Annotated in this window: 6 protein-coding genes; 3 read left to right on the plus strand and 3 right to left on the minus strand. The window is 48.7% G+C overall.

Annotated elements, in window-relative coordinates; translation table 11 throughout:
* Nucleotides 1-4,317: a DUF6531 domain-containing protein gene (locus tag EYA81_RS13135; protein WP_131225898.1), complete on the minus strand. Its 4,317-nt coding sequence runs from the start codon at nucleotides 4,315-4,317 to the stop codon at nucleotides 1-3.
* Nucleotides 4,318-4,520: 203 nt separating this feature from the next.
* Here EYA81_RS13135 and EYA81_RS13140 point away from each other — a divergent pair, with 203 nt between their 5' ends.
* The 3 genes from EYA81_RS13140 to EYA81_RS13150 are packed head-to-tail and all read left to right on the plus strand — an operon-like array spanning nucleotide 4,521 to nucleotide 7,573.
* On the plus strand, nucleotides 4,521-5,651 hold the full coding sequence (locus EYA81_RS13140) for a DUF262 domain-containing protein (protein WP_005858581.1): 1,131 nt from the start codon (nucleotides 4,521-4,523) through the stop codon (nucleotides 5,649-5,651).
* Nucleotides 5,645-6,706 (plus strand): AAA family ATPase, encoded by a 1,062-nt coding sequence (locus EYA81_RS13145; protein WP_036631097.1) that lies wholly within the window; start codon nucleotides 5,645-5,647, stop codon nucleotides 6,704-6,706. Before EYA81_RS13140 ends, EYA81_RS13145 begins: the two co-directional genes overlap by 7 nt.
* Nucleotides 6,707-6,712: 6 nt before the next feature.
* The gene (locus tag EYA81_RS13150; protein ID WP_117689369.1) at nucleotides 6,713-7,573 is read left to right on the plus strand and encodes a hypothetical protein; all 861 of its coding nucleotides are present in this window, start codon (nucleotides 6,713-6,715) and stop codon (nucleotides 7,571-7,573) included.
* Nucleotides 7,574-8,290: 717 nt separating this feature from the next.
* Here the strand turns inward: EYA81_RS13150 and EYA81_RS13155 are convergent.
* Nucleotides 8,291-8,956 carry a hypothetical protein gene (locus tag EYA81_RS13155; RefSeq protein WP_051636084.1) on the minus strand — a complete coding sequence of 222 codons (666 nt, stop codon included), beginning with the start codon at nucleotides 8,954-8,956 and terminating at the stop codon, nucleotides 8,291-8,293.
* On the minus strand, nucleotides 8,947-13,230 hold the full coding sequence (locus EYA81_RS13160) for a DUF6531 domain-containing protein (protein WP_131225900.1): 4,284 nt from the start codon (nucleotides 13,228-13,230) through the stop codon (nucleotides 8,947-8,949). Before EYA81_RS13160 ends, EYA81_RS13155 begins: the two co-directional genes overlap by 10 nt.
* Nucleotides 13,231-13,308: the final 78 nt, after the last annotated feature.

The following is a 13,308-nucleotide window of genomic DNA, read 5'->3' on the forward strand; positions in this document are numbered from 1 at the left end:
TTAATGATGCGTTTTATTACCAGCAGGCAGATGATGATTATTTTGTTCATAAGTCTTTATTCTTTGAGTTTCGATTGAACGATCGGCTTGTTTGGTATTTCCAATTGTATTTTGATCAATGTCCATTTCCAAACCAGCTGTCATAATATTTCCATTTATATCTAATTTAGGTTTTCCATTAGTGTCTATGGCTACTGAAGTGGCAGTTGATTTATTTATCCTAGCTTCATCCAATCTTACTTGAGAATACCTACTTTGGGGATTTTGAGATTCACCTATTTTGTAGACATCACCTTGATTTAATCGTACATATGATGTTGGATTCAATTTTCCTTTTTCATATACAGGATACCAGCCATCACTTGTTGCTACTAGTTCATATACACATAATCCATACAAGTCTATTTGTGCATTGATATTTTTTACATATCCATACAGAGTTGGGTTTCCTCCAATTAAACCAGTAGGATCTTGATTTAAATAGTTCCCAATATTGGAATCATAAAAACGTAATCTGTTATAGTACAATCCGGTTTCACTATCCTTATACTGCCCCTGAAACCTGAACGGACAATCAAACTCCGTTCCCTTATCAACGGCAAGCACTTTTCCGTAAATATCCAGCGTGCAGTCCCAAGTTTTGTTGCCCTGTCCGTCGTACATCTGGATGGGTGTACCCAAGTAGTCGGACACAATGGAATACTGCTTGCTCTCCTGTATCTTTGCCGTAGGTACAAACGTACCTGCCTCGAACACCCAGGTAGTAATATCTTCTACCGGTTCTTTTGGAAGGGTGTTTCCCTTTTCGTCTGATTGTAAGCCAATAGCTTTATAGCTCCACTCATGTAAAGGTACGTTTCCGTTCCACACCCAGCGTGTGGTCTTTCCGAAATACCGCTTGACAGTGCGGCGCCCCAACGCATCATACCGGAACTCCACCGGTCTTCCGTCCGGACGTATAACCTTCTTCAGCATTCCGTTGGACGCCCATTCGTAGAGCCATCCCGTACCCGTTGCCAGACAACGGATGCCGCGTTCCTTCTCCATGCGCTTCCGGTCGTACCTTACACCCGTTTCCTGCAACTGCTTGAACTCGCGGAAAATGAGGTTTCCCTCATCGTCGTAGTGATAGAAACAATCCGGGTCCTCCAAAAGTTTTCCACCGGCACCGTATTTGCGGTCCTTTCTGTCCGGAGTCCCGAAGAGGTTACCCACGAAGTCCGGCACGCGGTAAATCACGTCCGTTTCCGAGCCTTGGGTGGTTTCCTGCCGGATGAGGAAGTCGAAACGGTCGTAGTCGTAGCGCATGACCGTTCCGGTCAGCTCGTTCTCCTTGGAAAGCAGGCGGTTGGCAATGCCCCACTCATAGCGGTATGCTCCACGCTCGATGCCTCCCGACCGAACCGACTTGCGCACCTCGCGCCCGAAACCGTCGCGCTCGGTGCTGACGGTTACGCCACCGGAGAAGGTGCGCTGCACCTCCAGCCCCGTATTGTCACGCACCCACGATGCCTGCCAGCCTTCGCCCGCCTGCATGGTCTGCAGGTTGCCTTCCCGGTCATAGGTATGACGGATGTCCGCTCCCAGACTGCTGGTGATGCGGGTGCAGTTGCCTTCGCTGTCATAGGTACGGCTGACGGTGTGTTCTCCCTGTTTCTCCTCTATAATCAGTCCCGTCTTCCTGTCACGGGTGAACTCCAGCAGATTCTCGCTGTTCTTCGCCTTGACAAGCATGCCGTCCTTGTCATACGTGTAGAGGGAGACCTCCCCGTCATACTGTTCCTCCTTCAGGATATTGTCCAGTCCATCATACTGGTATTCCGTCCATTTTCCTCCGGGACGGTTCACACGGGTGACACGTCCCGCACCATCGCGCTCGTATTCACGCCGCAGGCCGTCGAAGCCGGTTTCCGTAACGACCTGTCCCAGCCCGTCCAGCTCGAAGAAATAGTTGTCGCCCGCCTCATTGCCGATGCGCCGGAGCTGCAACTCGCTGTTGTAGCCGAATGTAATCCAGTGTCTGTCCTGCTCGCGGCTTTTCAACACCCCCAGCGCCCCATAGGTGAACCTGACCTCGCGGATGTTGTCGCTGGCATGTACCATGTTCCCCATGGCATCGTACTCAAACCGGTGCACGTTGCCGTCCGGCTCTTCCAGCCGTATCAGGTTGTCCGCCCGGTCGTAGGCATAACGGGTAACGTTGCCTTTCACATCCACCGCCTGCACAAGCCTTCCCCTGCCGTCGTACTCCCACCGGCGGAACAGCCCGTTGGGAAACTGCAGCAGCTCCAGGTCGTACCTGTCGTTGAACGTGAGCGTGTAAACCCGGCCCTGTCCGTCCGTTATGGTACGCAATACGCCTCCCTCGTAGGTATATTTCACAGTTTCTCCGCCCGGTGTGGTCCGGCTGACGACCCGATCCTGTCCGTCATAGTCCCATGAAAGCCTTTTTCCACCCGGAGTGTAGAGCGAGACGAGGTTGCGATTGCCGTCGTAGTCCAGGAAGGTGTCCTCCCCGTTCTCGTCCGTAATCCGGACCGGCTGGCCGAACTCGTTGTAGGCGGTCTTACGGGTATAGCCTTCGGGATTGACCGTGACCTCCAGCTCCTGAAAGCTGTTGTATTGGTGACGGGTAATTCCTCCGTTGGCATCCACTATCTTATAGATGAGTTTGTCCTTACCGTAATAATATTCGGTTTCGGCATTTTCCCCGTTACGGATATGGGTATATCCCTTGCCGTAACGGATGAAATATTCCATCACGCCTCCATCGCCCCATGTATGCACACAGCGGGCATTCTCCCCCTTACCTTCATATTCCCAGTGGAAGGACATACCCCCTTGGTTGGTGAGCCGTACCAGCAGGTGTCCGCCGGAATAGACGAAATGCTTGCTGACATCCAGCGCATCCAGCGTTTCCACCATGTCGCCCCGGTCATCGTAACGGTAGCGGACCAGCTTCACCTCCTCGCCATCCTGATTCACGGAAACGCAAAGCACCCGCCCCAATCCGTCGGTCTCCACCTTCAGGAACTCTCCCCGTGAGGATATGATACCTGCCAGCCTTCCCCCCGAAGTGTATTCGAAGCGGATCCGGAATCCGTCCTTCGTGGAAATGCCTGACACCATGCGGTAGCCGAAACGGTTTTCAGGACCGTCAAAGCGGTATTGCAACCCCCGGATGTCCGTAAGCAGGTAGCCCCGACTGTCGAGTGTCCATGCCAGCTGCTCCTTGCGGTCAAAATGGGATTCTCCAAGTTTCAGCGCGGGCAGGAAGGACTCCCGTCCGTCAGCATGGCGGAATGCGAACGCCCCTTCCTCCAGCTGCCGTATTCCCAGATTGTAACTGTGGTGCCAGTTGTATCCCAACGGACCGTCCACGGCGGCATCACTGTAATAGGTACGTTCCCATACGACGGGAATCGGACCCGGAAGCTCGAAGTCCACATTGGTGTGATAGACCCTGCCCGTAGCAGCGTCCACCGGCTCACCGAATATGATGCAAGCTGTTTTCTTGAGAATCCTGGCAAGCCGGGGATTCAATCCCGCCTTGTCTATCAATCCATGCAGCAGATGGGATATTTTTTTTCCGAGCTTTGACAATCCTTTCAGCCCCAGTTTCATCGCCAGCGCAAACACATCAATGGTAGGCGGTCCTCCCACAATCACGGGATTTCCTACGGATGTGATGGTGGAGAGCATGGAAGTGGGGGCAAGCAGGGCCTTGCTCACCTTCCTGGGCTTCCCTTTGCGGGGAATCGTCGGTATTCCCACAATGTTGCATGAGAGTGCCGGATGTGTGAGGGAGGAACAGGGCGCACCGTCCGCCAGGACAGTGGAACTGCCCATCCACATCTCGGACTCGGACATACCGCTGACCAACGGGGCCGGATGCAATACAAATGCCGGCAGATGCACGATGCCGATACCTGCCTGCGCAATCCACTGGTTATGCACCTTGACCGACGGAGTCATGCTCTTGAGGATGTTGCACGCCACTCCGACCACTCCATCAGCCGCAGGCGGCATGGCAGCCGCCATGCCGGCCATGAGGTCTGCCATGAGGTCGTACACCTTGCCTACATGAGGCACAGGCATGATGGGAGAGGGAGGGGTAACGGTAGGATGCATGTCTATCCCGATGGACAGGTCGCCGAACTTGGCGACAGGCATACCCGGCATGGAAGGAAGGATTCCGCCCAGACCCGCCTGAATCTCGTCCAAAGCCGCCTTGGAGGCTGAAAAAAGGTCGGCAAAGCCCCGTCTGACGCTGCTGCTACCGGCGGCGTCAGCTATATTCTTGAACACATCCGGCATAATGAAACTTTTTGATTCTTGTTTTTAAACCGATTGGTCGGTCTGCTTTTTGCAAATGTATCATTTAAAATCAAAAAAGAAAAACATTCTCCTACTATTTTCTATCAAAAATCATAAGACAATCCATAAAAGGCAATTGATTTCAAGTCATGTATCAAAAAAACGTCGTATATTTGCATCTGTTGAAGAAAAAAGGAGAGTAAATGGACTTTGAAGGAGAATATACCATACGGACGGCTTCCAACCAGCAGACATACGAGCCGAATACCGTATATCCGGACGCAGTGCTAAATATAGCCCGCGAATCGGCTTCCGTGTTCCAACTGAAGCGGAAATGGGAAAAAACTCCTCCGATGCTGAATCTGACCCCTGATTTTCAACGGGGACTGGTATGGAAGACCAAACAGAAAAGCGAGCTGATAGAATCCATACTGATGGGCATTCCTCTACCTCTGATTTATGTGAAGGAAGATGAGAAGGGAGTGTATCTTATTGTAGACGGCAAGCAGCGTCTGAGCACCTTGTTCAGTTTTATCAACAATGAATTTGCCTTGGACAAACTCACTATCCTAAAGGACAAGAACGGTTCCCGATTCGCAGATTTGACTCCGTTGGAGCAGAATAAAATAGAGGACTGTTCGCTTACCTTGCATGTGATTAAGGCACCTACCAGTGACCGGGTTACCTTTGACTTGTTTGACCGGGTGAACCGTGGCGGGACGCGGCTTAACAATCAAGAGATGCGCAATGCGCTCTATCAGGGCAATGCCACGAAACTGATCAACCGGCTGGCCAAGAAAGAGGTATTCGTTGAAGCTACAGAAGGTTCCATTCCAGACAACCATATGAAAGACAGGTATCTGGTACTCCGTTTTACGGCTTTTTATTTGTGGCAGCAGCATATCACCATAGACCCGGACACCCATGAGCCTCTGGATTACCGAAGCAATGTAGAGGATTTTTTGGGGAAAACGATGCGTTTTCTCAATCAGCTGGAGCCGGAAAACGGTTTGTTTAAAGAACTGGATAGCCGGTTTACACGTGCCATGGAGCTTGCTATACAACTGCTTCCGTCAGGCGGCTTCAGGCTGCCTTCGTTACCGGGCAAGAAACGGCCGATAAACATGGCTTTCTTTGAGAGTTTCAGTTATCTTCTGTCAAGATTGAACGGAGAAGGGGAACAATTCCATCGTCAGGTTCAGGATACTTATATGCAATTAATGTGCAATGATGCCTATCTGGATTCTCTCACACGCTCCGTGGATAGCGGAAAGCAGACCTATAAGCGTTATGAAATTATCAACCGACTTATTCATGAACTGAATTTATGCTAAACAATCTGACTGTCAACAATTATAAATGCCTGGTGGAATGTTCGTTGGAATTAAAACCTCTGAACCTGTTCGCAGGTCCGAATTCATCGGGAAAATCTACCGCACTGCAAGCCTTGCTGATTGCTTCGGATAACGTGACGGAGCAAAAAGGCAAACACGGTCTGAAGAACCGGAGAACAGAAGCGTCGAATTTCAATGATGTAAGGAACTTTGTGACCAATGCCAAGTCATACGAAATCTGTATTTCGTATCATGGAGAAGATCCGACCCGGCTTTGTTTTACTCCGGGCGATGACTCATTCCAAACCACTTTTGTGGAACAATCGGCTGACGCATCTCCGAACCTGCTGGGAGTTCTCGGAAGCGAGAACCTGCTGTACCTGCCTGCCACACGCCCCGGTGGGGCATATATGCATCCCGTTAATCCCGATTCGGAAAACAAGCTGGGGCGTAACGGGGAATTTGTGATAGACTATTACGCCAAGCACCGTCTGGATACGCTGGATGCCGCATTGATCTTGGCTCCCGGCACTCAAACCCTGGAAGGTCAGGTGAATTATCAACTGGACAGGCTGACCGGTTACCGGCTGGTAGTGGAAACAGTAGGAAGCAATCATTACGTAAAATATGAAACGCGCAGCGGCAAACAGCTTCTCCCTTACCATGTCGGTACCGGAGTAAGCTTTATGACGGAAGTCATCATAGCTTGTTTCGCGACCCCGAAAGGCGGCATGGTGATTACGGAGAATCCAGAAATCCATCTGCACCCCAAGGCACAAGCCGACCTGATTGATTTCATGGCAAAGATAGCGAAAGCCGGTGTGCAAATCATCATAGAGAGCCATAGCGACCACCTGTTTAACGGTATCCGGCGCCTGATCAGTCAGGAAAAGTTGGCCTTGTCTGACGTTGCCGTGTACAACTTCAGACAAGACGGGAATGGATTGACCCATGCCGAACTTGTGGAATTTACCCCACAGGGAGGAATCCAATCCTATATTCCCGGCATGTTTGAGCAGTTTGATATTGATTTGGATGCCATTTTAAAGCTATAAGACTCTATGGACGGTATCATTATCAATGAATTGTCATTGAACGGACAGTTTTTGGACAGCCGGGATTTCTGGAAAAACGGAATGCCTCCGTTTCACAAGGCATTGCAGGATGCCCTTTCACATGGAGTGGGATATCTGTTCAAACAAGGAAGTTTTTTTGCTGCGCAAGCCACTCCCGACAAGACTTTACACGATTTGCTGACAGCACCGGAAACCCGTATCATCGATGAAGCCAGGCTGTATAAAAGTACATTGGCACGTGCCATCTGTAATCCGTTTTGGGATGAAGCTCCCCAACAGGATTCCAATGCCCAATATTCAGTAGGTGAAACCGATGTATCCGGCAGTTCAGTTGCCGAAGCAGCAGCCCGCTCGGTTTGTCTTCTATCATTTATTAGATCCAGGTATGAGAAGCATCCGGTTGCCGTAACCAAAGATGAAGAACCAATCGAGGTTGGTAATATCTGGAAAGAGAAGCAATTGTACTCTATCTTGTTTGAAAGGGGTGAACTATCTCTCGAAAAGTATATTACCATTCGTTTCAGTGGAGGCAAGCTTGATTTCAGTCTTATTGATGACACGCTTGGTTTTTCCCTTATTGACGGCGAGAATCAAAACGAATTTATTGATTCATTCCGTAAATTTGAGGAATTGGACTGGAATGCCATTGCTACAGATAATGGGTTGGATTATAAACCGTATAACAAGAAGAAGAAAAGCAAGCGCTATTTTTCAGATGACCTATGGAAGAAAGGCATTAAGAAATTCAGAATCACTCAGCGGAACAGGTGTTTCGGCTATGTGGATAATGGCGTTTTTTATGTGTTGAGGTTTGATTTGGATCATGAGTTGAGTGATGTGGGGTAATGCTTTGTACAGTCTTGGTGTATTTTTAGTAGAAATAGAAAGCTGTCCAAAAACTCATATCCTGTTTATCTGCATTATGCTATGTTTTAGATAAGAGTTCTTGTACAGCTTGATTATACCTTTTCTATTTTAAGTCCTTTAAACAATCGCAAATTTATAAAGATTGGTATCTTGCTTACCTCCATATACTTTCAGAGGAAATTTAAGAATTACCAATCCTAATACTCATAACCGGCAGATTATAAATCCGCAGGGATGGAGAAATTTAATTCGTTTCTTTGTACTAGCATAAGTTTTAAATATTGGATATTTGTTGATTTTTAAATCAAATATAATAATACTCACGGCTTATGCTATTTTATTAGCAAACTATTTTGCAATTACAAACATAGGAACTAATATAAAGTTCGCATCTATTTCGTGTCCCATGTTTATTTTGTACAGAATAGGAATGAATCGGTCTGTCTGTTTTGAAAACATATCCTTTTTGCACCCAAAACGGAAATAGGAGTGGCGTTTTTTAAAAGATTGTTTTCCAAACCTTATCGTTTGAAAACTTTTACTGAACATAGATCACTCCCTATTAGGCTTACATCTCCTATTGATAGTGTTAGAATTCTGTATCATAATGGGATTATAAATCCACCGGAATGGGTACCAACGTCTTGATTCGCAGAATTCAATTATACAGAGTTATTTTCTCATAAATTCTAACTTTCATTTTATTATTTGTATATCTATCCTATTTAGGATGTTAGAGTGAATTGCATCTATTGACGCATTGCTACATTTTTCAATTGTCAATTTAATTAGTTGTGGTAGTTGTTCAATAGTTAAAATATCTTCTAGATATTTGTTTCTTGCAAGATATAATATTTCAATTGGTAGATATTCAATCCCTTTTAATTCTTTAATTTTTGAACAATATATATGTAGTGCATTTAACTTCTTTAGTTTTTTTAATTGTTGTAGATTGTTGTTAGTAAATTTTACCAAAACAAGACTTGTCAAAGAAAGGGCATTCTCGAATAAAATTCCCCTCCAATATTCACATCCCAAATGAATGATATTAGGAAATTTAGAGATATCTATTGTAAATTTTTGTTTTTGTTGGATATATATTTTCTTTATATTTTTTAGAGAATAGATTGAATTTAAATTTGAGATATTTTCCCAAATGCCAACAAATGATATTACTTGCAAATACTCGGAAAGTTTTTCTATGTTAATAAAGTCAATCAATATATCATTGGACATATTGACAAACTGAATTTGAGATATTTTTATTTGTCTAGCAAATTCTATACCTTCTAGAAAATCATCTGCATATATTGTTAGATATTTTCCATCAATATTTTCTCGTATATTTTTATCTAATGACATTTTATTCCTTTTAATTGTTTAAATTCAGCTTCAAAATCATCTGCTTTTTTCATTATATCATCGTATAATGCTCTGTTTTTCTGATATGCATCTGTTAACATCTTTTCTCCTGGGGAATTGATTTGGTTTAGAAAATCTATGCTTGTGACAGCTTGATTTCGCCTCATAAGTGCTGCTTCAACCATGAGACCTGTATTATTATTACCATAATCAATATGTAGTCCTTTTGTGACATTTGTGTATCCACCAACTCTAATATCCATAGACTGGTACATTCTACTTTTGGGTCCTTTCCCTATATACCACTTCTTGCCATCTGTAAACATATAAGTTCCTGTAAATCCGAAAATATCAACACCAATATTGGTATCATATATATATCCATAAAATGTCGGATTAGAACTATATAGTCTTATGGGATCTTGTGAAAAGTAACTACCAGTTTCAGGTGAATAGTATCTGAATCTATTATAATACAGTCCTGTTTCCTTATCCTCATATTGTCCTTGAAACCTGAAAGGGCAATCATTTAAAAAAAATCCTTCAAAATTTACGACTTTCCCATATATATCTAAAGTACATTCCCATGTTTTGTATCCTTTTTCATCATACATCTGTATAGGTGTACCCAAATAATCGGACACAATGGAATATTGCTTGCCATCCTGTATCTTTGCCGTAGGTACAAATGTACCTGCTTCGAACACCCAGGTAGTAATATCTTCTACCGGTTCTTTTGGAGGGATGTTTTCCTCTTCGTCCGATTGTAAGCCAATGGCTTTATAGCTCCATTCGTGTAAAGGTACGTTTCCGTTCCACACCCAGCGTGTGGTCTTTCCGAAATACCGCTTGACAGTGCGGCGCCCCAACGCATCATACCGGAACTCCACCGGTCTTCCGTCCGGACGTATAACCTTCTTCAGCATTCCGTTGGACGCCCATTCGTAGAGCCATCCCGTACCCGTTGCCAGACAACGGATGCCGCGTTCCTTCTCCATGCGCTTCCGGTCGTACCTTACACCCGTTTCCTGCAACTGCTTGAACTCGCGGAAAATGAGGTTTCCCTCATCGTCGTAGTGATAGAAACAATCCGGGTCCTCCAAAAGTTTTCCACCGGCACCGTATTTGCGGTCCTTTCTGTCCGGAGTCCCGAAGAGGTTACCCACGAAGTCCGGCACGCGGTAAATCACGTCCGTTTCCGAGCCTTGGGTGGTTTCCTGCCGGATGAGGAAGTCGAAACGGTCGTAGTCGTAGCGCATGACCGTTCCGGTCAGCTCGTTCTCCTTGGAAAGCAGGCGGTTGGCAATGCCCCACTCATAGCGGTATGCTCCACGCTCGATGCCTCCCGACCGGACCGACTTGCGCACCTCGCGCCCGAAACCGTCGCGCTCGGTGCTGACGGTTACGCCACCGGAGAAGGTGCGCTGCACCTCCAGCCCCGTATTGTCACGCACCCACGATGCCTGCCAGCCTTCGCCCGCCTGCATGGTCTGCAGGTTGCCTTCCCGGTCATAGGTATGACGGATGTCCGCTCCCAGACTGCTGGTGATGCGGGTGCAGTTGCCTTCGCTGTCATAGGTACGGCTGACGGTGTGTTCTCCCTGTTTCTCCTCTATAATCAGTCCCGTCTTCCTGTCACGGGTGAACTCCAGCAGATTCTCGCTGTTCTTCGCCTTGACAAGCATGCCGTCCTTGTCATACGTGTAGAGGGAGACCTCCCCGTCATACTGTTCCTCCTTCAGGATATTGTCCAGTCCATCATACTGGTATTCCGTCCATTTTCCTCCGGGACGGTTCACACGGGTGACACGTCCCGCACCATCGCGCTCGTATTCACGCCGCAGGCCGTCGAAGCCGGTTTCCGTAACGACCTGTCCCAGCCCGTCCAGCTCGAAGAAATAGTTGTCGCCCGCCTCATTGCCGATGCGCCGGAGCTGCAACTCGCTGTTGTAGCCGAATGTAATCCAGTGTCTGTCCTGCTCGCGGCTTTTCAACACCCCCAGCGCCCCATAGGTGAACCTGACCTCGCGGATGTTGTCGCTGGCATGTACCATGTTCCCCATGGCATCGTACTCAAACCGGTGCACGTTGCCGTCCGGCTCTTCCAGCCGTATCAGGTTGTCCGCCCGGTCGTAGGCATAACGGGTAACGTTGCCTTTCACATCCACCGCCTGCACAAGCCTTCCCCTGCCGTCGTACTCCCACCGGCGGAACAGCCCGTTGGGAAACTGCAGCAGCTCCAGGTCGTACCTGTCGTTGAACGTGAGCGTGTAAACCCGGCCCTGTCCGTCCGTTATGGTACGCAATACGCCTCCCTCGTAGGTATATTTCACAGTTTCTCCGCCCGGTGTGGTCCGGCTGACGACCCGATCCTGTCCGTCATAGTCCCATGAAAGCCTTTTTCCACCCGGAGTGTAGAGCGAGACGAGGTTGCGATTGCCGTCGTAGTCCAGGAAGGTGTCCTCCCCGTTCTCGTCCGTAATCCGGACCGGCTGGCCGAACTCGTTGTAGGCGGTCTTACGGGTATAGCCTTCGGGATTGACCGTGACCTCCAGCTCCTGAAAGCTGTTGTATTGGTGACGGGTAATTCCTCCGTTGGCATCCACTATCTTATAGATGAGTTTGTCCTTACCGTAATAATATTCGGTTTCGGCATTTTCCCCGTTACGGATATGGGTATATCCCTTGCCGTAACGGATGAAATATTCCATCACGCCTCCATCGCCCCATGTATGCACACAGCGGGCATTCTCCCCCTTACCTTCATATTCCCAGTGGAAGGACATACCCCCTTGGTTGGTGAGCCGTACCAGCAGGTGTCCGCCGGAATAGACGAAATGCTTGCTGACATCCAGCGCATCCAGCGTTTCCACCATGTCGCCCCGGTCATCGTAACGGTAGCGGACCAGCTTCACCTCCTCACCGTCCTGATTTACGGAAACGCAGAGTACCCGTCCCGACTCGTCGGTTTCCACTTTCAGGAACTCTCCCCGTGAGGATATGATTCCTGCCAGCCTTCCCCCCGAAGCGTATTCGAAGCGGATCCGGAATCCGTCCTTCGTGGAAATGCCTGACACCATGCGGTAGCCGAAACGGTTTTCAGGACCGTCAAAGCGGTATTGCAGTCCCCGGATGTCTGTAAGCTGATAACCCTGAGCGTCAAGCGTCCAGAACAATTGTTCCTTGCGGTCAAAATGGGATTCTCCAAGTTTCAGCTCGGGCAGGAAAGACTCCCGTCCGTCAGCATGGCGGAATGCGAACGCCCCTTCCTCCAGCTGCCGTATTCCCAGATTGTAACTGTGGTGCCAGTTGTATCCCAACGGACCGTCCACGGCGGCATCACTGTAGTAGGTACGTTCCCATACGACGGGAATCGGCCCCGGAAGCTCAAAGTCCACATTGGTGTGATAGACCCTGCCCGTAGCAGCGTCCACCGGCTCGCCGAAAGTCTTGCACTTGATGGGCTGGAGAATGTCCGCCAGCCTGTTCATGCCTTTTTTCCTCAGCCTGTCGATCAGGTTCTGGAAGCGGTCGCCTATCTTCTTCCACATCTTGCCCAAGCCTTTCAGCCCGAACTTCATCGCCAGCGCAAATACATCAATGGTAGGCGGTCCTCCCACAAGCACGGGATTTCCTACGGATGTGATGGTGGAGAGCATGGAAGTGGGGGCAAGCAGGGCCTTACTCACCTTCTTGGGCTTCCCCTTGCGGGGAATCGTCGGTATTCCCACAATGTTGCATGAGAGTGCCGGATGTGTGAGGGAGGAACAAGGCGCACCGTCCGCCAGGACAGTGGAACTGCCCATCCACATCTCGGACTCGGACATACCGCTGACCAACGGGGCCGGATGCAATACAAATGCCGGCAGATGTACGATGCCGATACCTGCCTGCGCAATCCACTGGTTATGCACCTTGACCGACGGAGCCATGCTCTTGAGGATGTTGCATGCCACTCCGGCCACTCCATCAGCCGCAGGCGGCATGGCAGCCGCCATGCCGGCCATGAGGTCTGCCATGAGGTCGTACACCTTGCCTACATGAGGCACAGGCATGATGGGAGAGGGAGGGGTAACGGTAGGATGCATGTCTATCCCGATGGACAGGTCACCGAACTTGGCGACAGGCATACCCGGCATGGAAGGAAGGATTCCGCCCAGACCTGCCTGAATCTCGTCCAAAGCCGCCTTGGAGGCTGAAAAAAGGTCGGCAAAGCCCCGTCTGACGCTGCTGCTACCGGCGGCGTCAGCTATATTCTTGAACACATCTGACATGGTGAGAATTTTTTAGAATGTGAAAAAGAGACAACCGGGCGTTCCAACCGACACACTCCGGCTGTCCCTGTAAGGACT

It is taken from the genome of Bacteroides sp. A1C1, assembly GCF_004328515.1.
Lineage (GTDB): Bacteria > Bacteroidota > Bacteroidia > Bacteroidales > Bacteroidaceae > Bacteroides > Bacteroides uniformis.

Excerpts from the sequence above, each read along its gene's own strand:
- EYA81_RS13135 (WP_131225898.1), bottom strand. The coding sequence starts at position 4,317 with ATGCCGGATGTGTTCAAGAATATAGCTGACGCCGCCGGTAGCAGCAGC.
- EYA81_RS13155 (WP_051636084.1), bottom strand. The coding sequence starts at position 8,956 with ATGTCATTAGATAAAAATATACGAGAAAATATTGATGGAAAATATCTA.
- EYA81_RS13145 (WP_036631097.1), top strand. The coding sequence starts at position 5,645 with ATGCTAAACAATCTGACTGTCAACAATTATAAATGCCTGGTGGAATGT.
- EYA81_RS13150 (WP_117689369.1), top strand. The coding sequence starts at position 6,713 with ATGGACGGTATCATTATCAATGAATTGTCATTGAACGGACAGTTTTTG.
- EYA81_RS13140 (WP_005858581.1), top strand. The coding sequence starts at position 4,521 with ATGGACTTTGAAGGAGAATATACCATACGGACGGCTTCCAACCAGCAG.
- EYA81_RS13160 (WP_131225900.1), bottom strand. The coding sequence starts at position 13,230 with ATGTCAGATGTGTTCAAGAATATAGCTGACGCCGCCGGTAGCAGCAGC.